Raw genomic sequence first — 22713 nt, 5'->3', positions numbered from 1 at the left:
ATACTACAACTACGAGGAAGAGTGAAGAGGTGAATGGAAATTGGAAAAAACAATTTATATTAAAATGCGTAATCGATTAAAAGTTTCTCCTACGTATGAAGTGAAACTGGGTGATGTTGCTCAACTTGCGGGAGATGCTCTGGTAGTTCAGTCGTTACAAGATGAGGTAGTTTACAAAATAACAGCGCATGATAAGACGCATGTCGTAATTGATGTTATGAAAATTATTGAGATTATTCAACAAAAAGCGGCTCATATACAAATTAATTTACTCGGTTCTGGACAAACTCTTGTTGAAATTATATATGAAAAAAAGAAAATACATCCGATTTTCTTCGGACTTGTATGGTTGTTACTTTTTATTGGAGCGGCTCTTGCGATCATTTATTTCCATGAAGATGTAAGCATGCAACAAGTGCACCAGCGGTTATATTACATGATTACGGGAGAATTTAAGGCACAACCACTTCTATTTCAAATTCCTTATTCAGTAGGTCTTGGGTTAGGTATGATCTTATTTTTTAATCATGTATTTCAAAAGCGAATTAATGAAGAGCCGAGTCCGTTAGAAGTGGAGATGTTCCAATACCAGCAGTCACTTGACCAATATGTAATTGTTCATGAAAACAAGGACAATATGAAACAACTTGCCGATGATTGAGTCTGGGCTTGTTATTTTAATTGGTTTAGCGGGAGGGATTGCAGTAGGTAGCGGATATGTCGCATTTTTAGCTGTACTTGGTATAATCCCCCGTCTAGCTCAATTAACGAGAAGTGGAAAGCACATTCAATATTTTGAGTGGGCAGTTATTGCAGGTACGTTAACAGGAGCTTGGTGTAGTTTGAAAAACATTACATTTCAAACGTCGCAATATTGGCTTGTTATATTAGGAATATTTTGTGGCACATTCATTGGAATGCTTGCAGCCGCATTAACAGAAGTGTTAAATGTTTTACCTATTTTAGCGAAACGAGTAGGGGTAGAAGGGAAAATCGTTGTTTTACTCGTTGCTCTTGTACTTGGCAAAGTAATAGGCTCATTGTTTCACTGGATTTATTTCGTAAAGTAGGAGGCAGTATATAAATGACAGGGCGAAAACTAAAGGATGATTACATAAATAAAGTGAAGGAGTACCATCCAAAACCAAACTATTTCCTAAATTGTGTCAAGGCATTTCTTGTAGGTGGATTCATTTGTACTGTCGGAGAAGTATTGATGAAATTTTATATACATTATTTTCATTTCAGTGAACAAGAGGCAGGAAATCCGACAGTTGCAACGCTTGTATTATTATCGGCGATTTTAACAGGTTGTGGTGTATATGATAAAATCGGTCAATTTGCTGGAGCGGGTTCGGCCGTACCTGTTACGGGATTTGCGAATTCTATGGCGAGCGCTGCGCTAGAACATAAGAGTGAAGGAATTGTGCTTGGGGTTGCTACAAATATGTTTAAGCTAGCGGGAAGTGTTATCGTTTTTGGGGTCGTTGGTGCATACGTTATTGGGTTAATAAGATATACTTTTAACATTTTTATGTCGTAAAGGAGGGGCTAGTATGAGGTTGACTGGAAAACAAACGTGGGTATTTCAAAATGATATTTATGTGAATGCAACCGGTACTGCTGTCGGTCCAAAAGAAGCTGAAGGCCCTCTTGGAAAGGATTTTGATATTTCATACGATGATTTACATTGCGGAGAGGAAAACTGGGAACTTGCTGAACGAAGATTAATGTCAGATTCAATTCAACAAGTCTTGCAAAAAGGAAATGTAAAAACATCACAAATTGATTTCTTTTTAGCGGGTGATTTATTAAATCAAACAGTGACAGCAAATTATGTTGCGCGTAAGTGGGGGATTCCCTTTTTAGGGATGTTTAGCGCTTGTGCAACCTCGATGGAGACTTTAGCGGTTGGGTCAGCCTTTATAGATGGTGGATTCGCAAATCGTATTTTAGCGACAGTAAGTAGTCATAATGCGACGGCTGAAAGACAGTTCCGTTATCCAACAGAGTATGGAGGACAAAAACCAGGAACAGCAAATTCCACTGTTTCAGGTGCGGGATCCATATTAATTAGTAAAGAAAAAAGTGCTATTAAAATTACGGCAGCTACGATTGGGAAAGTGCAAGATTTAGGGATTGCAAATCCTTTAGATATGGGATCGGCGATGGCACCTGCTGCTGCTCATACAATTCAACAACACTTTGAAGATTTGAAGAGAAGTGCAGCAGATTATGATTTGATTGTTACCGGTGATTTATCAGCTATTGGGACACCAATAGCAAAACAACTGTTATTGGAAGAAGGTTATGATCTTGGGCATATATATAATGATTGCGGATTAATGATTTATGATCCCGGTCAAGAAGAAGTATTTGCCGGTGGTAGTGGTTGTGCTTGTTCAGCTGTTGTCACATATGGTCATTTATTAAGCGAGATGCAAAAAGGGAATTTACAACGAATTTTTGTCGTTGCTACTGGTGCGTTATTAAGTCCGATGATGATGCAGCAGAAAGAAACCATTCCAACAATTGCACATGGTGTCGTATTTGAGAGAGTGAAGGGAGAGTGAATTGTGGATTTTATATATGCATTTCTTGTAGGAGGCGCCATTTGTGTAATTGGACAAGTATTGTTAGATTTCGCAAAGTTAACACCAGCCCATTTAATGGCTACCTTTGTAGTTATAGGAGCAGTTTTAGATGGATTCGGATTGTACGATAAGCTTATAAAGTTTGCTGGTGCTGGGGCGACAGTTCCTATTACAAGTTTTGGACATTCACTATTACATGGGGCAATGCATGCGGCAGAAAAACACGGATATATTGGGATTGGTATGGGTATGTTTAGTTTAACGTCTGCAGGCATTTCTGCAGCGATATTATTTTCATTTTTTGTAGCACTTATATGTAAACCGAAAGGATAAATCAAATGAGACGAAGGGTTGTTTTGGTCACAGATGGAGATGAATATGCAAAGCGAACAATTGAGCTTTTAACGAAGGAATTTGGGGGAAGGTGTATTTCAGCATCACAAAGTAATCCAACCAAATTGACAGGGAAGAAAGTTGTTGAGCTTATTATGCAAACGCCATATGACCCTGTATTTGTCATGTTTGATGACAGTGGATTTATTGGAGAAGGATCTGGTGAAAAGGCTTTAAAATATGTAGCCACACATAAACAAATTGATGTACTGGGGATTTTGGCAGTAGCGTCTAATACACATCATTGGGAATGGGCACGTGTAGATGTCAGTGTAGATCGAAACGGGAATTTAACCGAATACGGTGTTGATAAATTTGGACTTCCAGATGGTGAAATTGGCAGAATTAGCGGAGATACAATTTATTGTTTAGATGATCTGAATGTTCCTGTCATTGTGGGAGTTGGTGATATTGGTAAGATGTGTGGAAACGATGAATGGGAGAGAGGATCACCTATTACTAGAAAAGCGATTCAATTAATTTTGGAAAGGAGTGGTTTTTATGACGAAGCCTAAAAAAGTGGATATCCCTATTTCATCTTTCATAAGTGATAATGAAAATTACTTAAAGCAAACAGCTGGACTGGGTGTTACATACGACGTTGGCATTCGTAAATTTCAAATTTTAAATAAAGAAATTGGTGTGTTATTTGTAAACGGACTTTGTGATACAAATTATATTATCCCTATTTTAGAAGAAGCGGTGGATACAAATGAGATAAGGGATGTAGAAGAAGATACAGTGAAGCTTTTAGAGAATCGTTTAATCCATCAACAAGTAAGCAAAGTGAAAACGATGGATGAGGTAATGCTCCAAGTATTATCAGGACTTATCGTTATATTTGTGGAAGGTGAAACGGAAGCGTTCGCAATAGATGTTCGTAGTTATCCGGGCCGGACGCCGACAGAACCAGATACAGAAAAGGTAGTACGTGGTGCAAGGGATGGATTTGTTGAAAATATCGTTGTAAATACAGCGTTAATTCGTAGAAGGATACGTGACCCACGTCTTCGAAATGAAATGATTCGAGTAGGAGATAGATCCCAAACGGATATTTGTATTACATATGTTCAAGATGTTGCAAATCCAGATTTAGTAAAGATTATAAAACAAGAATTAAATAACATTGAAGTAGACGGGATTACGATGGCGGATAAAACGATAGAGGAATTTGTAGTTAAACAAGGCTATAATCCCTTCCCACTTATTCGATACACAGAAAGACCAGATGTAGCAGCAAATCATCTACTAGAAGGACATGTGTTAGTACTCGTTGACACATCACCAAGTGCTATGATTACACCGACAACATATTTTCATCATTTACAGCATGCAGAAGAGTTTAGGCAAAATCCAGCTGTAGGTACATTTTTACGTTGGGTACGTTTTTTAGGTGTTATATTTTCACTGTTCTTATTGCCATTTTGGTTAGTGTTTGTTTTTGATCCAACTCTTTTACCGGAAAGTCTTGCTTTCATTGGACCGAATAAGATGACACATTTACCAATTTTATTACAAATTTTGATGGCCGAAATCGGACTCGAATTTTTAAGGATGGCTGCCATTCATACACCGACATCATTGTCGTCTGCAGCAGGATTAATTTCTGCCATATTAATTGGTCAAATTGCCATTGATGTAGGTTTGTTTGTACCAGAAGTAATTTTATACGTAGCAGTTTCCATGATCGGAGCATATGCAACACCGAGTTATGAACTAGGGCTTGGGAATAAAGTCGGAAAGCTATTTGTCATTATTTTGACAGGTATATTTCATGAAATGGGATTTGTAGTTGGAATGACGATATTGATTTTATTTTTAACGTCTATAAAAAGTTTACAAACACCGTATTTATGGCCGTTTTTACCATTTGATTGGGGAGCGTTAACAAAAATTCTACTCCGTCCAACGATGTCTAGTTTAAAAGTGCGCCCAAGTATTGTAAAACCTCAAAATGTAAGAAGGCAAAAATAAGCAGGATGAATCTCCTGCTTATTTTTTTATCTAAAATTTATTGTTTTTTAACAAAAATCAAACATTTTTTGTGTACACTTAGAGTAGATATTGTGTATGGAAGGGGAAGAGGACATGATTAAATTATTTGTAAGTGATTTAGATGATACGCTCGTTTACAATGTGAATCATATGCAAAAAGAAGATGAACGTGCACTTTGTTGGTTAGCTGAAAAAGGGACAAATATTTGTTTTGCCTCTGGCCGCTTTACTCATCGAATTGATGAAGTCGTAAATAGGTTTACATTCCCGTATTACACAACTAGTTTAAATGGAGCAACGATGTTACTGCCGGATGGAAAAATATTTCATGAATCAAGTTTTGAAGATGGGATTGCCCAGGAAATATATCGATATATCCATAAAAAGGGACTAGCAGATATTGTTTGTGCAAATGAGCAACGGTATACAAAAAGAAAGAATGAACATCATCATACTTTTGAAACGTATATGGGCGTGCATATTGCTGAGATAGAAGCATTAGAAAAGGAATTTGGTAAGACTGTACATCCTGCGAAATTATTTGTTTTTGGAGAAGAAGAGACAATTGCAGCATTAGATCAAGAGTTACGAGATACATTTCAGAGCGAAGCGGAAGTTTTTATGTCTGGTAAACGCTATGTTGACATTATGCCAAGGGGAGTAAGTAAAGGGAGTGCTTTAAGGCGACTAATGGAACATTTACAAATTGAAGCAAATGAAGTTGCATGCATTGGAGATTCTTTCAATGATATTTCTATGTTTGAAGTAACTCCGCATTCATTTACTCTACATCATGCTCATCCATATGTGAAGGAGAAGGCAAATCATATTGTTCGTTCGGTCGAAGAAGCTGTTATGAAATTGCCATTACTTGTATAAAAAAAGAAGCTCGTCATTGACGAGCTTCTTTTTACTTGAATAACGATTTAACAAAATCAATGATACTTGAGAAGAAATCTTTAACTTTATCTAGGAAACCTTGCCCTTCTTCAGATCCTAAAAAGGCAGAGACGTGTTCTTTTGCTTTATTTAACTGACTGCCAACTTGATTCCAATCGATATTAAGATTTTTCATTTTATCAAATAGCGCAACTAAGTTATCTAACTGTTCATCCGTTAATGTAATACCAAGTTGATCCGCAATTTTTTTAATCAATGAACGTAAATCTTCAGTCGTTTTTGGTTGTTCTTTGGCAATTTCTTCTTTAATTTTTGCAACAAGTTGAACTGCTTTTTCTTCACCAATTTTATCGCCGAGCTGGGCTGTTTGCACCATTTCTTCATTGGCTACTTTTTTTACTTCTTCAGGAATTGCTTTGTTCGATGCTGTTTCATAGGCTTTCATTAAACCGGTTAAAGCAGCAGTTCCTGAAACTTTAAATGGTGCAGTAATTTGAATTTCTGCATCTTTCACACCTGCTGTAATAAGTGCGTTTGTGTACATTGCATCTGTTATCGAATTAATGTTTTTTGAACGTACAATGAGACCAGACCCTGGCTTTGTGTATGTAATCATAGAAGAGGAAATTGCTCTCGTACCAATTTGCGCTTTTGGAACAACCCCTTCTAGAAATTTATGTTCTTCCGCATTAGACACAGTAATGATTGTAGCATCTTTTGGTGCTTTCATTTCTTTTAACAGATCTTGTTTTTGTTGTTCAGACAAGTTTTCTCCTAGTGTAACAATTGATTCTCCTTCGATGATGTCTGCAAACGAAGCTGTTGGCATCATAAATACCGTTACAGCCAATAGCAGAGCTAGTAATTTCGTTTTCACGAAAAATCGCTCCCTTTCTCTTTCTAAAATTTTCGGGCAACACAGTTATTATAGTATATATTTATTATTTGTCACCTAGCTTTTTCCACATTTCGAAAAAGAAGTATCTAGATTGTCGGATTCTTTTTGTTTCTAGTCATGAATGTGGTAATATAGTGCTGAGATAGTTGAAAGGAGACATATACGTATGAAAACTTTAGGATACATATTAATGGAAAATGGTGAAAAAATCGATTTAGAATTTTTCCCAGAAGAGGCACCAAAAACAGTAGAAAACTTTAAAAAACTAGCAGAGCAAGGATTTTATGATGGTGTGACATTCCACCGCGTTATTCCTGGCTTCGTAAGCCAAGGTGGAGATCCAACAGGAACAGGTGCAGGTGGCCCAGGTTACTCTATCCCATGTGAAACTGATGGAAATCCTCATAGACACCTTGTAGGTTCACTTTCTATGGCTCATGCTGGCCGTAATACAGGCGGTAGCCAATTCTTTGTTGTTCATGAGCCACAACCGCATTTAGATGGTGTACATACTGTATTCGGTAAAGCAACAAGCGGTATTGAAACAGTATTAAACATGCGTCAAGGCGATGTAATGAAAGAAGTTAAAGTTTGGGAAGAATAAGTTAATGAGAAAAGAGAGCTATTGCTCTCTTTTTTGTTTTTTTAATAGGAATGGGTATTTCGGTTACAGTACATGATACAAGTAGTACTGTAATTGTAGCGAAAATATGGCGCTTATAAGAACAAAATTTTAACAAATCACATAGGATACATTAGATTACATGTTTCAATAAATATTTTTATTACATTAATTTTGCTAGAATTCATTTGCTCTCGGGTGATGAATATTGCAGTGATAATGAGAGATGGATGTTTCTTTTCGCTTTCATATAACAACGTTTCTCCTTCTATCTACTTAGAAAAAATAGTACTGAAACATATATTTGACTTTCTTCTTTTCGCTTTGTATGATTATCAAGTTGTTTTAAGCCCTTCTCACTCTGTTGAAAATATTGTAAAATGAATGTGATATGAAAAGAGTGGTTGAGGGGATTAATAGTTTGTAACTTTTGTAAGAAGGGATAAGGGTTATGTTAATTCGTTTTAAAAAAAGTTATGAAAAGATTGCAATGGGGCTTCTTTCATTTATGCCAACTGAAAAAGATGTGAAAACATTACAATTGACTATGAAAGATTATGAAGCAAAAGATGATTGGCAATTGTATTTGTGGAAGCAAAACGAAGATTTTGTTGGGATAATGGGGATTGTAAAAAAAGAGAATCAAGTGTTGGAAATTCAGCATTTGAGTGTGAACCCGTCTCACCGTCATATGGGTATTGGGACGAAGATGGTTCAAGAGTTAAAGAGTAAATTTCTTGAGTTTACAATTTGCGGAAATGAGCAAACAGCAAGTTTTTGCAAAAAGTGTAAAGGGCTAGAACAAAATATACATTCGTGAAAGCAGAGATAAGTAGTTTATTATCTCTGCTTTCTTTTTTGTAATTGTTCGTTTCGTTCAGCGATGACCTCTGTTCGATCACGTAATGTGTGCTTATGTATTATATATTCATTAGAAGTAGCATTCACGTCTTTCCAAGGAAGGTTTTGTTTCTGACATAATTCCATGCAGTGCTTTTCTAATGCTGTATCCGATAACGGTAAAAATAGCGGTGTAAAACTCTCTTCTTTCTGTATAGATTGCAATCTATCCTGGAGTAAGCATAGAAGTTGTGTCTGATTTATTCCTAAACGTAGTAAAGGTGCACTGTTTTTTTCTAAAATCGTTATGGCGCTTTTCATCATCTTCTCTGCGCCATTCCAGTTAGAGCGTCTTTGATGGTATAAAGAAACTGCAATTTGAATAAGACCGACTAAATAATTATCACGATTTTCTCTCGGTTTTGTTTTCCAATATTCTTCCAGTATTTCGTGGCATTCAAAATAATCATAATCTCCGTGAAAATGAATTAAAAATTGGATGTATTCGGTAGGATACATTTTCTTCACCCCTGTTTAACGGTTATAAATACAAGTGTATCATAGAAATATAAACAATAAACGACTAGGGAATTTTCCCTAGCCGTTATTGTTCATATTAGCAGAAGCAAGCTGCCCCTACAATAATTAGTAAAATAAACAATACAACAAGTAATGCGAACCCACCGCTAAAACCGCAATCAACGTGACCCATAGTTTTTTGACCTCCTACATTGTTCTTACTACACTGTTATCATATGAAGCGGTGGGCATGATGATATAGGCATAGGTCTATTTTTAATTAAATTTCTTAAAAAGGTTGGATAGAACATGAGTATGCTCTATACTTATGTTGTTATAGAAAAAATGTGGTGGGATGCTTTGTGCAGTATAATTTTAAAGTAGAGGCTTTTGAAGGGCCTTTAGATTTATTGTTACATTTAATACATCGTTATGAAATTGACATATATAATATTCCTGTAGCGGAAATTACAGAGCAATATTTATCTTATGTTCATACGATGAAAGAACTACAATTAGATGTTGCAAGTGAGTATTTAGTAATGGCTGCGACTTTATTACAAATTAAAAGTAAAATGTTGTTGCCGAAACATGAAGAAGATGTACTTGATAACGGTGATGACTTTATAGATGATCCTCGTCAAGAATTGATGGAGAGGTTAATTGAATATAAGAAATATAAGCAAGTTGCTACTGAGCTAAAAGAAAGAGAACAAGAAAGAGCACAGCTATATACACGTCCGCCAATTGATTTTACATCGTTACAACAAGAAGAGGAGACAAACTTGCCTCTTGATGTTACGTTATATGATATGCTAGCGGCATTTCAAAAATTAATGCGCCGTAAAAAAGCAAAGAAACCTGTAACAACACGTATTACTCGTCAAGAAATACCAATTGAAAAGCGCATGATTGATATTTTAAAACAGTTAGAAATACAAGGTGGTCGTCAAAGTTTTTATGATTTGTTTGTTGATGATGAACGGGAAATAATGGTTGTAACATTTTTAGCGGTTCTTGAGCTTATGAAAAATCAACAAATCATAATTGAACAAGAACATAATTTTGATGAAATTTTCGTATCAAGCTCTACTAAATCTGCATAGATTTAGTATGGAAAATGGGATGGAAATAATATATCTCATGCTAGGTTTGAATGTATCGTTTGGAACAAGAGAAAAAATATTGAACCGAACGCATTGATTGTGATTCGGTTTTTTGATGTGTATTTTTATGGAGAAAATTGGAGGAAGGAGCTCGTAAAATGGATAGAAAAGAACAGAAATCAATCATTGAAGGGCTTTTATTTGTTTCTGGTGATGAAGGGATTTATCCAGAACAAATAGCGAAAGTGCTTGAAATTGAAGGAAATGAAGTAATTGATATTTTAGAAGAAATGCAAAAAGAATGTGAAGGTGCACACCGCGGTTTGCAAATTGTACAGTATGCAAAAGTATATCGTTTTGCTACAAAGAAAGAACATGCTTCGTACTATCAAAAATTAATAGATATCCCAACAGCTGCTTCACTTTCTCAGGCTGCTTTAGAAACGTTAGCGATTGTGGCATATCGTCAACCTATTACAAGGACTGAAATGGAAGAGATTAGAGGGGTGAAAACCGATAAGGCGTTACAAACGTTAGTTTCACACTTACTTATAAAAGAAATGGGAAGAGCAGAAGGGCCAGGGCGTCCTATTTTATATGGAACAACGAAAGAATTTTTGGATACATTTGGATTGAAAACATTAGATGATTTACCGGTACTTTCTGAAGAGAATGAACAAATGAATGAAGCAGATTTATTCTTTGGTTCTTTACAGGAGATATCGAAATAAAAGCTTAGCATTTTGCTAAGCTTTTTTTGTATATCAATTATATACCGTGCCATACTAATTGAAAAAAGGAGACGAGTTATGAGAAGTATGCGAGGTATTTTATTGTTAGTTTCTGTTTTGTTATGCTTTTCTTTAAATAGTGCATCGGCTAAAAGATATATGATGTCTATTCATACCGCGTCTCCTTTACATATGCAGCGGCAACATTTTGGTAAAATGAAAGTGAGTTTTTTAAAAGTTGGACAAGGTGATGCGACACTTATTACATTGCCAAATGGACAAACGATGTTAATTGACGGGGGACCTTATGAAGCAGGTGAGGTTATCATTCAAAAACTAATCGAAAAAGGGATTAACCATTTAGATGCTATCGTCAGTACGCATCCTGATATGGATCACATTGGAGGACTCATTCCGATTGTAGAGCAAATGCCGGTATCACTTATATTAGATAGTGGAAAAACATATAGTTCTTTTACGTATCACACATACCGGAATCATATTAAAAAAAGAGGAATTCCTTTCGTTTCAGTAAAAGAGGGACAATACATACCGCTAGATCCGCATGTTTCCATACAAGTATTAAACAATGGGAAATCAAAAGATGAAAATAATGAATCTTCAATTGTGTTAAAGGTACGATACGGAAAAGCGGATTTTTTACTAATGGGTGATGCTGATGTGCGGACGGAAACTGAAATATTAAAGCAATTTGATGTACATGCAGATGTGTTAAAGGTGGGACATCATGGCTCCTATACTTCAACAAGTGAAATGTTTATAAAGAAAGTAGAACCACAGTTTGCAATTCTTTCATACGGAAGCAGAAATCCGTATGGACATCCGCATCAAAGTGTAGTGAGACGCTTAAAACAGCAGGGTATAATGATGTATGGAACAAATAAACGTACAGTAGAAATGGAAACAGACGGCGAGCATATTACAATAGGCTCTAGTGGATTAATGCCATTACTTAAGTGAGTAATATGATAGGGGATATTCTCCCTTTTTGGAAAACTGAATAACATATATTATAATTGCAAGAGACGTACTAAGTTTCCTTTTTGTTAAACAAAGAGGAAATTTTATTCGAATGTCTAGACAACTACTCGTGCATATATTAAGATGGAATTAGGCGAATAAGGTAATAATAACAAGTAGGTATTTCATGGGAAAGGATCGATGAAAATGAAAACGCAAGTTGTCATCAATGCCAAAATTTATACAGGTCAAGAAGTAGTGGAAAACGGATTTATTCGTTACGCAGAAACAATTAAAGAAATTGGTTTGATGGCTCAATATGTATCACAAGAAAATGAAGCGGTTTTAGATGCAGCAGGGAAGATTGTGATTCCAGGTATGATTGATGTTCATATTCATGGTGGATACGATATTGATGCGATGGATGCAAATAGCGATGGATTAGTAACTCTAGGTAAAGAAATGTTAAAAGAAGGAGTTACAACTTACTTTCCAACAACAATGACACAAGCTCCAGAAGCAATTGAAGCGGCACTACATGCTGCGAAGGAAGCGAAAGAAAAAGGAGCACATTTCGAATATATTCACTTAGAAGGACCGTATGTTTCAAAAAAACGTGCAGGTGCACAACCACTTGAACATATTGTTCCTGCCAATATTGAACAATTTAAACAATGGCAGGAAGCAAGCGGGAATCTAATTAAATTAGTAACATATGCACCTGAAGAAGAAGGTGCGTTAGAGTTTGAACAGTATCTTGCTGAAACTGGTGTTGTTGGCACAATGGGGCATACAGATGCAATTGATGCGCAACTAAAAAATAGAAACATTACACATGCAACGCATTTATACAATCAAATGCGTGGATTACATCACCGAGAACCAGGAGTTGTTGGTCATGTGTTATTAAATCCAGATGTAATGGTTGAAGTAATTACAGATGGTATTCATATTCACCCTGATATGGTGAAATTAGCATATAAATTAAAAGGATCGAAAAAAGTAAGTGTTATTACTGACGCAATGCGTGCAAAAGGTCTTGAAGATGGATTATATGAGCTTGGCGGACAGCCAGTACATGTAAAAGATGGTAGTGCTCGATTAGAAGATGGAACGTTAGCTGGTAGTATTCTAAAAATGGATCAAGCTTTCCGAAATGTAATTGAATTTACAGGTTGTTCAATCGAAGATGCAGTACTGATGACATCAGTTAACCAAGCAGAAGAGTTTGGATTAAATCATAAAGGTGCATTAGCGGTAGGAAAAGATGCAGACTTTGTTGTGATGAATGAAGATTTACATGTATATGATACGGTTCGTTTAGGAATTCATATGAAGGAAGGGAAGTAATTAAATGAATATTCTTGTTGTAAAAACTCCAGAAGAACTAGCAGAAGCAGGTTATAAATTAATTGAAGAAGTTGTAAAAACAAAAGAAAATCCAACATTAGGAATGGCTACAGGAAGCTCTCCATTAGGTATTTATGCAGAAATGCGAAAAAATAAACTTGATACAAGCCGTGTAACCACTGTAAACTTAGATGAGTACGTAAATTTACCACATGAAGATAAAAACAGCTATCACTATTTCATGCAAGAACAGTTGTTTGATCATCTTCCATTTAAACAAACTTATGTACCAAACGGGATGGCAAGTGATTTAGAGGAAGAGTGCAAACGTTACGAGGGCATTCTAGCTGCTAACCCAGTTGACCTACAGATTCTTGGAATCGGTGAAAACGGTCACATCGGATTTAACGAACCAGGAACACTGTTTAATTCTCCAACAAACATTGTTGAATTAACAGAATCTACACGCCAAGCAAACCTTCGCTTCTTCGAAAAAGAAGAAGATGTGCCAACGCATGCGATTACAATGGGAATTGGAAGCATTATGAAAGCGAAACAAATTCTACTTGTTGCTATGGGTTCTAAAAAGGCAGAAGCTGTGAAAGAATTATTGCAAGGTGAATATAGCGAAGCGTGTCCTGCTACAGTTTTACAACGTCATCCGAATGTAACCGTAATCGCTGATCAAGAAGCTCTATCTTTATGCAGTGAGGCGATTGCTGATGAACATCGACAAGTATTCACCATTTCCGATCTATTATCAGATTCAAGAGTGGGTGAAACAGCTAATTGAGGACGGCGAATGGAAGCCGGGAGATAAAATCCCATCTGAGAATGAACTTTGCGATAAGTTCGAAGTGAGTCGTATGACAATCAGACAGGCGATTAATAATTTAGTGGAACAAGGTTATTTATATCGGAAACGTGGAATCGGTACGTTTGTCCAACTTCCGAAAGTGGAACAAAAATTGCAAGGAATGACGGGATTCACAGAAGATATGATTTCTCGTGGGATGAACCCAAGTAGTCAATTACTAAGTTTCCGCCTAGTTCCAGCTACTGCGAAAATAGCAGACCGGTTGAGAATACAGGAGGGAGAGTCGGTTTATGAAGTGAGGCGTATACGCTTAGCTGATGATGAACCGATTGCTTTTGAGACGACATATTTGTCGCCAGCTCTTGTAAAAGATATTAACGAAGAAATATTGCAACAATCTTTATATGAACATTTAGAGAAAAAACTGGGCTTTAAACTTGTTAGCGCTACTCAATCAATTGAAGCTTCAATTGCAACGGATAATGAAGCTGAACATCTGCATATTCCTAAAAAGGCGCCAGTGCTTGTAATGCGTCAATGGTCATATTCAGAAGGTGAAGTACCGTTAGAGTATGTGAAATGTATTTATCGTGGGGATCGTTATAAGTTTATTACAAACATCGCACGTAACAAATAATATATTTCAGTTTGTGAAGTACAGTTAATGTCAAATTGTTTAACATGTAAAGAAAAAATACGACTCATCCTTATAAGGAGTGAGTCGTATTTTTATTATGAGCAATTACGTGGTTAACAGCATCTTTAACTGTATTTACTACATAGTGAGCGTGTTCTTTTACTGCGTCATCTGCTTGAGACATAGCAAAACTGTGGGGAGTTAAAGAAAACATTGGAATATCATTATAAGAATCCCCTATACAAGCAATTTCCTCTGGTTGTAGTTGAAACTCTTTTAATAAAACAGAAATAGCAGCCCCTTTACTAATATTAGGTGGCATTACATCTAAACATTGTTCTGCTGAAATGAATGTACTAACTTTTCCGTGGAATTTTTCATCAATTTTTTTCTGAAGGAGTTGTAAGCTTTCCTTTGTTCCACCGACAGAGATTTTATTTGGGAAAATTGTATCATCAATTTTCTGTAATAGATGCGGTTCTTCAACAGAAGTCATCGTTACTTGTTGTTCAAGCTCATGAATGAACGGTGTTTTCTCTTCAATGTAATAATTATGCTCATCACTTACATAACGAAAATAAGGATCTTCATTTGTCATTGCTAACAGATCAGGTAGAATACTCGAATCGAATGTTGCGGATAATAGTTGCTTGTTTTCATGTGTGTACACGAAAACACCATTTACACTAATACGATGGAAATTTGTATTTACAGCTTTCATTAAGTCTGCAATTTCATTATCCAATCGGCCAGAAGCGAAACAAAGAATAACATTTTGCTCAGCAAGACTACGAAGTGCTACAATATCTTGTTCGTCAATTAACCCTCCGTGTTGCATCATTGTACCATCGATATCACTTACAAACATTTTAATCATGTTGTTATCTCCTTTCTATGTACAGTTGCTCTTACATTATACGCATCATATATAAACATGTCTAAAAAATGAATTTTTATGAAATGGTAGATGTTTTACATTGACGACAAAGAAGAATGTTCTGTAACATAAAAGCAGGCTATTTAAGTACGAGGGTGGTGTTATATGAATAATTATCTAGAAATTAAAAAAGTTTTAAATAATAATGTCATCATTGCTAGCCATCCTGAACATGAGGAAGTAGTAGTGATTGGTAAAGGAATTGGATTTGGGAAAAAAGCGAAAGATGTATTGGAGCAAGAACAAATTGAAAAAATGTTTGTTTTAAAAAATGAACGTGATCGTGAACAATACAAACTGTTAGTGCCGCATGTGAGTGAAAAACTAATTGAATTAATGAATGATATTATGTTCTACATTCAAGAAAAAGCAAAATCACCATTGAATGAACATATTCATATCGCTTTAACAGATCATATTTCTTTTGCGATTAAGCGGTTAAAACAAGGACTTACAATTGATAATCCTTTTTTAGTTGAAACGAAAATGCTCTATCCAGAGGAATATGAAATTGCTGAAGGTGTTGTAGACCTTTTAAATTCTCGTTTACAAATTACATTACCAGAAGGAGAAATTGGTTTTATTGCACTCCATATTTACAGTTCGCTTACAAATTCAGATTTATCTTCAGTTAATCAAAACTCCCGTCTCATTGCACAGCTCGTATCTTTAATTGAGACAAACTTACAAATTACATTAGACCAAGAAAGTATCCACTATTTACGCCTTATCCGTCATTTACAATACGCAATTGAACGGGTAAAAAAAGGGGAAAAAGTAGAGGAATCACAAAGTTTTGCTGATTTATTAAAGGCAGAATATCCTGTCTGTTATAATTTAGCTTGGAAGCTAGTTAAGGTCATGCAAAAAGAATTGCAACTTCCTGTGTATGAAGCAGAGAGCATATATTTAACGATGCACCTGCAGCGCTTAGTGAAAGCAGAGCATGCGTAAAAAGACATATATTTTTGTCTAAAATGAAAACGTTAAAAAAAATCATTGAATCGCTTACAATAGTTATGTATAATAACTATTGCAAAGTTATACAAATTTCGACAAACACATTAAGGTAAGTAACGAAAACGTTTGCCTTAATTATAGTGAACTTATACGTAAACCTATTTTTGACACGTGTTACTGATTCGATCAGGCATGAGTGGAGAAAAGTAAGGAATGTAAGCTAGAGAAAGGGATATACTACCCTTTGTATAGCTATCGTTCTATCTTTTTTTCCTCATGTCTTTTTGGCGTTTGTCGGAAGGTATCAATATAGATAAGAGAGGAAGGGTTTCCATGTTTAAGAAGATCTTTGGTGTTCTTCAAAAAGTCGGAAAAGCGTTAATGCTTCCAGTAGCGATTTTACCGGCAGCAGGTATTTTACTTGGATTTGGTAATGCATTTCAAAATCCACAGTTAACAAATGTTATTCCTGCTTTAAAAGCAGATTGGTTCGTAATGGTAGCAAAAATTATGGAACAATCTGGTGATATTATTTTCGCTAACCTTGCATTATTATTCGCAGTTGGGGTAGCAATTGGTTTAGCTGGTGGAGACGGAGTAGCTGGATTAGCAGCGTTCGTCGGTTACTTAATTATGAATAAAACGATGAGTGTGTTCTTAGAAGTAGATAAGCTAGTGAAAGTAACAAGTTCTGGAGCAGACCCAGTAAAAATTGGATTTACAGATCCAGCATATGCAAACGTATTAGGAATTCCAACGCTACAAACGGGAGTGTTTGGTGGTATTATCGTCGGTATAGTAGCAGCATATTGCTACAATAAATACTTCAACATTGAATTACCATCATACTTAGGCTTCTTTGCAGGTAAGCGTTTCGTACCGATCGCAACTGCAACATTCTCTTTAGTAGTAGGTATAATCATGTGTTTCATTTGGCCATACATTCAAGGTGGCTTAAATACGTTCTCACATCAAATGATTGATGCAAATAGAACATTAGCAGCATTCATATTCGGTTTAATTGAACGTTCATTAATTCCATTTGGATTACATCACATTTTCTATTCACCGTTCTGGTTCGAATTCGGTCAGTATACAAATGCAGCTGGCGAATTAATCCGTGGTGACCAAAAAATCTTTATGGCACAGTTAAAAGACGGTGTAGAATTAACAGCAGGTACATTTACAACTGGTAAGTATCCGTTCATGATGTTCGGTCTTCCAGCAGCAGCATTAGCAATGTACCATGAAGCACGTCCTGAAAATAAAAAATTAGCAGCTGGTATTTTAGGCTCTGCTGCATTAACATCTTTCTTAACAGGTATTACAGAACCACTTGAATTTTCATTCTTATTCGTAGCACCAGTACTATTCGGAATTCACGCAGTATTCGCTGGTCTATCATTTATGACAATGCAAATTTTAGGTGTTAAAATTGGTATGACATTCTCTGGTGGTTTAATCGACTTTATGTTATTCGGTGTACTACCAGGCCGTACAGCATGGTGGTGGGTAATTATTGTTGGTCTTGTACTGGCAGTTATTTACTACTTCGGATTCCGCTTTGCAATCCGTAAATGGGATTTAAAAACACCTGGTCGTGAAGTAGCAAATGCGAATGACGGCGCAGGTAAAACAGAAGCAGGAGAACTTCCACGTGAAGTATTAGTAGCACTTGGTGGTAAAGAAAACATTGCTTCTTTAGACGCTTGTATTACTCGTTTACGTGTTCAAGTTAACGAACAAAAGAATGTAAACAAAGATCGCTTAAAAGAGCTTGGAGCAGCTGGTGTACTTGAAGTTGGAAATAACATTCAAGCTATTTTTGGACCGAAATCTGACACATTAAAATCACAAATTCATGATATTATGTCAGGTCGTACACCTCATGTTGAAAAAGAAGAGCCTGTAAAGGTAGAAGAAACTCCTAAACAAGTTGATGAAAACGAAACAATCGTATCACCAATTGAAGGGAAAATCTTACCGATTACAGAAGTACCTGATCAAGTATTCTCAGGAAAAATGATGGGAGACGGATTTGCAATCGAGCCAACAGAAGGAACAGTAGTTTCTCCAGTTAACGGTGAGATCGTCAACGTATTCCCTACAAAGCATGCGATTGGTATTCAATCTGAAGGTGGAAAAGAAATTTTAATCCACTTTGGTATTGATACTGTAAAATTAAATGGTGAAGGTTTTGAAGCACTTGTAGCACAAGGCGACAAAGTGAAACAAGGACAACCATTATTAAAAGTAGATCTTGCATTTGTAAAAGAAAATGCACCATCTATCATTACACCAATTGTCTTTACGAATTTACAACAAGGACAACAAGTCGAATTGAAAAAAGATGGAAATGTTAAGAAGGGCGAAAACGCTATTATTGACATTCAGTAGGAATTTGACGCAAAATGTTTATAATTATAATAGGCGATGTGGTTGACCGAACATCGCCTATTATATACAATAGATGATGTAGTACTCACGTCTATACAACTAAAAAATACTGTAATTTAAAGGAGATAAATTATCATGGAAAAAATCTTTAAAGTAACTAGCGACTCAGGAATTCATGCTCGTCCAGCAACTCTACTTGTAAACACTGCAAGCAAATTTGGTTCTGACATTAACTTAGAGTATAATGGAAAAAACGTTAACTTAAAATCAATCATGGGCGTTATGTCTTTAGGCATTCAACAAAACGCAGAAATTAAAATCACTGCAAATGGTGATGATGCAGCTCAAGCACTAGCAGCTATCGAAGAAACTATGAAAAACGAAGGATTAGGAGAATAATGACTCTTAACATTCAAGGGATCGCTGCATCAAGTGGGATTGCTATTGCAAAGGCTTTCAGACTTGAGAATCCTGAATTTAACATCGAAAAGAAATCAATTACAAACGAAGCTGCTGAAATTGCACGCTTAGACGCTGCGCTTGAGAAAGCAAAAACTGAATTAGAAGCAATTAAGGACCATGCTTTTGCTGAGCTGGGTGCTGATAAAGCTGCGATCTTTGAAGCACATTTATTAGTGTTAAATGATCCAGAACTAGTAAACCCAGTAAAAGATAAAGTAAATAGTGAAAAAGTAAATGCTGAATTTGCAATGGATGAAGTTGCATCAATGTTTATTTCTATGTTTGAAAACATGGATAACGAATATATGAAAGAACGTGCTGCGGACATTCGTGACGTAACAAAACGAGTTCTTGCACATTTACTAGGAATTAACTTCTCAAACCCTGGTACAATTTCTGAAGAAGTAATCATCATTGCTGAAGATTTAACACCATCTGATACAGCTCAGTTAAACCGTAAGTATGCAAAAGGTTTTACAACTGATATCGGTGGACGTACATCTCACTCTGCAATTATGGCTCGTTCTATGGAAATTCCTGCAGTTGTTGGTACGAAAGTTGTTATGGAGAAAATCCAAAACGGCGATATCGTAATCATCGACGGTTTAGATGGAGAAGTAATTGTAAATCCATCAGAAAAAACTCTTCGTTCTTTTGAAGAAAAGAAAGCGAAATTTGAAGAGCAAAAAACTGAATGGGCAAAATTAAAAGACCAAGCTACTGTAACAAGTGATGGACATCACGTTGAGCTTGTTGCAAATATCGGAACACCAAATGATGTACAAGGTATTATCGATAATGGCGGAGAAGGCGTTGGTTTATACCGTACAGAATTCTTATACATGGGCCGTGACAATCTTCCAACAGAAGAAGAGCAGTTCGAAGCGTATAAAGCAGTTCTTGAAGGTGTAAAAGAAGGTCAACCTGTTGTTGTTCGTACACTTGACATCGGTGGAGATAAAGAGCTTCCATACTTACATTTACCAAAAGAAATGAACCCATTCTTAGGATACCGTGCAATTCGCTTATGTCTTGATGAGCAAGATGTGTTCCGTACACAACTTCGTGCATTACTTCGTGCTAGCGTATACGGTAACTTAAAAATTATGTTCCCAATGATTGCAACTCTTGATGAGTTCCGTCAAGCGAAAGCAATCTTATTAGAAGAGAAAGCGAAACTTGTAGAAGCGGGTACAACTGTTTCTGATTCTATTGAAGTGGGTATGATGGTTGAAATCCCAGCTTCAGCAGTATTAGCAGATCAATTCGCAAAAGAAGTTGATTTCTTCTCTATCGGAACAAATGACTTAATCCAATACACAATGGCTGCAGACCGTATGAACGAACAAGTAGCTTACTTATACCAACCATATAACCCATCTATTTTACGTCTTGTAAAAATGGTTATCGATGCGGCTCATAAAGAAGGCAAATGGGCTGGTATGTGTGGTGAGATGGCGGGAGATTCACTTGCTATCCCATTATTATTAGGATTAGGTTTAGATGAGTTCAGTATGAGTGCAACATCTATTCTTCCTGCAAGAACACAACTAAGCAAGTTGTCAAAAGCAGAAATGGAAACATTAGCAGAAAAAGCATTAATGATGTCAACTGCTGAAGAAGTTGTTGAACTAGTTAAAAGCATATAATCAATAAAAAAACCTGAGTCGATTTGAAATCGGTCTCAGGTTTTTTCTATGAGAAAAGTAAATCTTATTTTCTTACTATAGAGGATAAGGAACAGAATTAGATAGCGATAGCAACGATATCAGTTGGGCATACACGTAAAATACCATTAAAAGTATTACGTTGACGGTTCTTATCATCTTTGTCGTCGTCTTTATTATCTTTGTCATTATTATTACGAGCTAAAGCAGAGAAAAGAGCAACACCGTTAGCGAAACCTTCAAAAATTACATTGTTGAAAGATCCGATACCTTTAATGCTTAAAAGAGAAAGCTCTGTTCCAACTGAAATGCTAGCAAGTACGTTACATACAGCTGGTTGTTGTGGTTTTACCTCTCTCTCTTTCTCGCGATGGTCACGATGGTCGCACTCTCTTTCACGATGATGACAGTCTCTAAAGTTATCACAGCATCCAAATGATCCAAACATAATCCTCATCACCCCCTTCACACTTATAATCTATGTAAGTTTGGTAATGAGTGACTGGACAGAGAGTGGAATTTTTTCTGGGGGATTTTCTCATTTTAAAAGACTAGCTGGGTATTTAGTACGGAATGATGTTTAAAATAGGGGAAATATCACAAAAAAGTGTAAAGACCACCGAAATGAATGAAATAGGTAGGCTTTACACTTTTTTACTTTTATATAAAACGATGATATATACAGGGAGAGCTAAGAGTAGTGGTGCAATGGATCTTGCAGTATGTTTTTCTGCGTCTAATTGGAACGTTTCTTCTTTTGGGAATTGTAACACTGATATGTTTGTAGCATCACCAATAAAATATAACAGCAGTACAGTTACTATGTAACTTAAAAGTGCGATAAAGCTTCCGTATGAACTCAATGAAAATCCCTCTCTTGTTATCTATTTGTTATCATTGTATCATAATTGTAACAAAAACACACGGTTATATTTCGATGCTTTAACAAAATTCGACACAAAACGCCATTTATGTGTATGGGAATAGCATGAAATTTACTATTTTTTTATGTATAGATGTCGAATAATACATTGTAATATTACGGATGTGTGACAGAAGAAAAAGAAACGAAGGTAATGAAATTACCTTCGTTTCTTTTTTATCCCGTGTTAACAGGCAGTAAGCCCCTCACATTGATTAAAGGTTCACTTTATTATTTTGCCCATTCACTCACTTGTTCTACACTCATTCGTGGTGCAGGATGACCTTTTAAAGTTGATTCACCAATTGTAATAAGCATAATTGGTACGTAACGAGATGAAACATTGAATTCTTCTGTAAGTGCTTGTGGGTTGAAACCACCAATAGCACAAGTATCCCAGCCAGTTGCTTTAGCCGCAAGCATAAGTTGCATTGCTGCTAAAGATGCATTTGAAAAGGCTGCATCTCTTGGGAATTGCTCACGAGCATATGCAGACTCAATATTTTTAGCTAAGCGCTCTTTTGCTTCTTCTTTCATAAATCCTTGTTCTACAATTGGACCATAAACTGGTTCAACGTTTTTATAAGCTTCTAAATCACCTAAAATAGCGACTACAGCAGAAGCATCAAGTATTTGTTGCTGGTTATAAGCAATTGGATGCAATCGTTTCTGTACATCTTCACCTTGGAATACAAGGAATTTCCAGTGCTGCAAGTTCCAAGCAGAAGGTGCTTGAGCAGCTCCCTTTAAAATCTCGTGTAACTCTGTAGATGAAATTTCTTTCTCTGGGTTGAATGCACGTGTAGATGTGCGTTCGTATAGAACATTAAAAAAGTTGTCGTTTGTCATTATATATCCTCCAAGTAACATATCAAATTATAAAAAAATACATGTAATATATTCTACTTACATTTTGTAAGTTGTCGAATTTAAGAATATAATATCTTTATTTTAATTGTCAAGTTTTAAAGAGGAAGCTAGGGCA

General features: G+C 36.0%; 28 protein-coding genes. 21 read left to right on the top strand and 7 right to left on the bottom strand.

Annotation, left to right across the window (positions count from 1 at the left end; all coding sequences use genetic code 11):
* Window positions 1-40: 40 nt before the first annotated feature.
* The 8 genes from spoVAA to JDS82_RS01935 all read left to right on the top strand — a co-directional run bounded on the left by spoVAA (window position 41) and on the right by JDS82_RS01935 (window position 5861).
* Window positions 41-661 carry a stage V sporulation protein SpoVAA gene (spoVAA, locus tag JDS82_RS01970; protein ID WP_199712528.1) on the top strand — a complete coding sequence of 207 codons (621 nt, stop codon included), beginning with the start codon at window positions 41-43 and terminating at the stop codon, window positions 659-661.
* Complete coding sequence (gene spoVAB / locus JDS82_RS01965) at window positions 654-1070, top strand: stage V sporulation protein SpoVAB (protein ID WP_000572948.1); 417 nt, start codon at window positions 654-656, stop codon at window positions 1068-1070. The genes spoVAA and spoVAB overlap by 8 nt, the downstream gene beginning before the upstream one ends.
* A gap of 14 nt (window positions 1071-1084) precedes the next feature.
* Complete coding sequence (gene spoVAC, locus JDS82_RS01960; protein ID WP_000147730.1) at window positions 1085-1543, top strand: stage V sporulation protein AC; 459 nt, start codon at window positions 1085-1087, stop codon at window positions 1541-1543.
* Window positions 1544-1556: 13 nt separating this feature from the next.
* A complete protein-coding gene (gene spoVAD, locus JDS82_RS01955) occupies window positions 1557-2573 on the top strand; it encodes a stage V sporulation protein AD (protein ID WP_001241141.1) in 1017 nt (338 codons plus the stop codon).
* 3 nt (window positions 2574-2576) lie between these two features.
* Window positions 2577-2927, top strand: a complete 351-nt coding sequence (spoVAE, locus tag JDS82_RS01950; protein WP_000345909.1) for a stage V sporulation protein AE — start codon at window positions 2577-2579, stop codon at window positions 2925-2927.
* Window positions 2928-2932: 5 nt separating this feature from the next.
* The gene (spoVAEA, locus tag JDS82_RS01945; RefSeq protein ID WP_001254416.1) at window positions 2933-3502 is read left to right on the top strand and encodes a stage V sporulation protein SpoVABEA; all 570 of its coding nucleotides are present in this window, start codon (window positions 2933-2935) and stop codon (window positions 3500-3502) included.
* Window positions 3489-4961, top strand: coding sequence for a spore germination protein SpoVAF (spoVAF, locus tag JDS82_RS01940; RefSeq protein WP_000165591.1), 1473 nt, complete (start codon window positions 3489-3491; stop codon window positions 4959-4961). The genes spoVAEA and spoVAF overlap by 14 nt, the downstream gene beginning before the upstream one ends.
* Window positions 4962-5057: 96 nt before the next feature.
* Window positions 5058-5861 carry a Cof-type HAD-IIB family hydrolase gene (locus JDS82_RS01935; RefSeq protein WP_048565671.1) on the top strand — a complete coding sequence of 268 codons (804 nt, stop codon included), beginning with the start codon at window positions 5058-5060 and terminating at the stop codon, window positions 5859-5861.
* Between the two features lie 31 nt (window positions 5862-5892).
* Here the strand turns inward: JDS82_RS01935 and JDS82_RS01930 are convergent, their stop codons facing one another.
* Complete coding sequence (locus JDS82_RS01930; RefSeq protein WP_000850517.1) at window positions 5893-6759, bottom strand: DUF1002 domain-containing protein; 867 nt, start codon at window positions 6757-6759, stop codon at window positions 5893-5895.
* Between the two features lie 187 nt (window positions 6760-6946).
* Between JDS82_RS01930 and JDS82_RS01925 the strand changes: the two genes are divergently transcribed.
* From JDS82_RS01925 to ribT, 3 genes are all read left to right on the top strand, one after another.
* Entirely contained in the window at window positions 6947-7384 is a 438-nt protein-coding gene (locus JDS82_RS01925) for a peptidylprolyl isomerase (protein ID WP_000853785.1), read from the top strand.
* Window positions 7385-7603: 219 nt separating this feature from the next.
* Entirely contained in the window at window positions 7604-7786 is a 183-nt protein-coding gene (locus JDS82_RS29640) for a hypothetical protein (protein ID WP_048565670.1), read from the top strand.
* A gap of 67 nt (window positions 7787-7853) precedes the next feature.
* Window positions 7854-8222, top strand: coding sequence for a GNAT family N-acetyltransferase RibT (gene ribT / locus JDS82_RS01920; RefSeq protein ID WP_000908397.1), 369 nt, complete (start codon window positions 7854-7856; stop codon window positions 8220-8222).
* A 20-nt stretch (window positions 8223-8242) separates the two neighbouring features.
* On the opposite strand, the gene JDS82_RS01915 is transcribed toward ribT, so the two are convergent.
* Together JDS82_RS01915 and JDS82_RS01910 are read right to left on the bottom strand one after the other, a co-directional pair.
* Window positions 8243-8761 (bottom strand): DUF309 domain-containing protein, encoded by a 519-nt coding sequence (locus tag JDS82_RS01915; RefSeq protein ID WP_048565669.1) that lies wholly within the window; start codon window positions 8759-8761, stop codon window positions 8243-8245.
* 97 nt (window positions 8762-8858) lie between these two features.
* Window positions 8859-8954, bottom strand: a complete 96-nt coding sequence (locus JDS82_RS01910) for a YjcZ family sporulation protein (RefSeq protein ID WP_000510194.1) — start codon at window positions 8952-8954, stop codon at window positions 8859-8861.
* A 169-nt stretch (window positions 8955-9123) separates the two neighbouring features.
* Here JDS82_RS01910 and scpA point away from each other — a divergent pair, with 169 nt between their 5' ends.
* The 6 genes from scpA (at window position 9124) to phnF (ending at window position 14383) form a co-directional block, all read left to right on the top strand.
* The gene (gene scpA, locus JDS82_RS01905; RefSeq protein WP_001199757.1) at window positions 9124-9867 is read left to right on the top strand and encodes a segregation/condensation protein A; all 744 of its coding nucleotides are present in this window, start codon (window positions 9124-9126) and stop codon (window positions 9865-9867) included.
* A 158-nt stretch (window positions 9868-10025) separates the two neighbouring features.
* Entirely contained in the window at window positions 10026-10598 is a 573-nt protein-coding gene (gene scpB, locus JDS82_RS01900; protein WP_000375163.1) for a segregation/condensation protein ScpB, read from the top strand.
* A gap of 78 nt (window positions 10599-10676) precedes the next feature.
* A complete protein-coding gene (locus JDS82_RS01895) occupies window positions 10677-11579 on the top strand; it encodes a ComEC/Rec2 family competence protein (protein ID WP_199712527.1) in 903 nt (300 codons plus the stop codon).
* Between the two features lie 207 nt (window positions 11580-11786).
* Entirely contained in the window at window positions 11787-12929 is a 1143-nt protein-coding gene (gene nagA / locus JDS82_RS01890) for an N-acetylglucosamine-6-phosphate deacetylase (protein WP_098058232.1), read from the top strand.
* A gap of 4 nt (window positions 12930-12933) precedes the next feature.
* A complete protein-coding gene (nagB, locus tag JDS82_RS01885; RefSeq protein WP_001024205.1) occupies window positions 12934-13722 on the top strand; it encodes a glucosamine-6-phosphate deaminase in 789 nt (262 codons plus the stop codon).
* On the top strand, window positions 13652-14383 hold the full coding sequence (gene phnF, locus JDS82_RS01880) for a phosphonate metabolism transcriptional regulator PhnF (RefSeq protein ID WP_002194085.1): 732 nt from the start codon (window positions 13652-13654) through the stop codon (window positions 14381-14383). Before nagB ends, phnF begins: the two co-directional genes overlap by 71 nt.
* 70 nt (window positions 14384-14453) lie before the next feature.
* Here the strand turns inward: phnF and JDS82_RS01875 are convergent, their stop codons facing one another.
* The gene (locus JDS82_RS01875) at window positions 14454-15260 is read right to left on the bottom strand and encodes an HAD family hydrolase (protein ID WP_199712526.1); all 807 of its coding nucleotides are present in this window, start codon (window positions 15258-15260) and stop codon (window positions 14454-14456) included.
* Between the two features lie 165 nt (window positions 15261-15425).
* Between JDS82_RS01875 and glcT the strand changes: the two genes are divergently transcribed.
* From glcT to ptsP, 4 genes are all read left to right on the top strand, one after another.
* On the top strand, window positions 15426-16274 hold the full coding sequence (glcT, locus tag JDS82_RS01870) for a glucose PTS transporter transcription antiterminator GlcT (RefSeq protein WP_064449209.1): 849 nt from the start codon (window positions 15426-15428) through the stop codon (window positions 16272-16274).
* A gap of 339 nt (window positions 16275-16613) precedes the next feature.
* On the top strand, window positions 16614-18677 hold the full coding sequence (ptsG, locus tag JDS82_RS01865; RefSeq protein WP_000473194.1) for a PTS glucose transporter subunit IIABC: 2064 nt from the start codon (window positions 16614-16616) through the stop codon (window positions 18675-18677).
* A 135-nt stretch (window positions 18678-18812) separates the two neighbouring features.
* A complete protein-coding gene (ptsH, locus tag JDS82_RS01860) occupies window positions 18813-19076 on the top strand; it encodes a phosphocarrier protein HPr (protein ID WP_000411080.1) in 264 nt (87 codons plus the stop codon).
* The gene (ptsP, locus tag JDS82_RS01855; protein ID WP_088059565.1) at window positions 19076-20788 is read left to right on the top strand and encodes a phosphoenolpyruvate--protein phosphotransferase; all 1713 of its coding nucleotides are present in this window, start codon (window positions 19076-19078) and stop codon (window positions 20786-20788) included. Before ptsH ends, ptsP begins: the two co-directional genes overlap by 1 nt.
* A 97-nt stretch (window positions 20789-20885) precedes the next feature.
* Here ptsP and JDS82_RS01850 read toward each other — a convergent pair whose 3' ends face one another.
* The 3 genes from JDS82_RS01850 to JDS82_RS01840 all read right to left on the bottom strand — a co-directional run bounded on the left by JDS82_RS01850 (window position 20886) and on the right by JDS82_RS01840 (window position 22577).
* Complete coding sequence (locus JDS82_RS01850; RefSeq protein ID WP_048562405.1) at window positions 20886-21254, bottom strand: DUF3915 domain-containing protein; 369 nt, start codon at window positions 21252-21254, stop codon at window positions 20886-20888.
* 196 nt (window positions 21255-21450) lie between these two features.
* Window positions 21451-21669 (bottom strand): hypothetical protein, encoded by a 219-nt coding sequence (locus tag JDS82_RS01845; protein ID WP_000100492.1) that lies wholly within the window; start codon window positions 21667-21669, stop codon window positions 21451-21453.
* A 290-nt stretch (window positions 21670-21959) separates the two neighbouring features.
* Window positions 21960-22577 (bottom strand): nitroreductase family protein, encoded by a 618-nt coding sequence (locus tag JDS82_RS01840; protein WP_000180385.1) that lies wholly within the window; start codon window positions 22575-22577, stop codon window positions 21960-21962.
* Window positions 22578-22713: the final 136 nt, after the last annotated feature.

The organism is Bacillus cereus group sp. N14, from assembly GCF_016483555.1.
GTDB classification, from domain to species: domain Bacteria; phylum Bacillota; class Bacilli; order Bacillales; family Bacillaceae_G; genus Bacillus_A; species Bacillus_A wiedmannii.
Note: the sequence above shows the minus strand (reverse complement) of the source record. Positions and strands in the feature narration are given on the sequence as shown.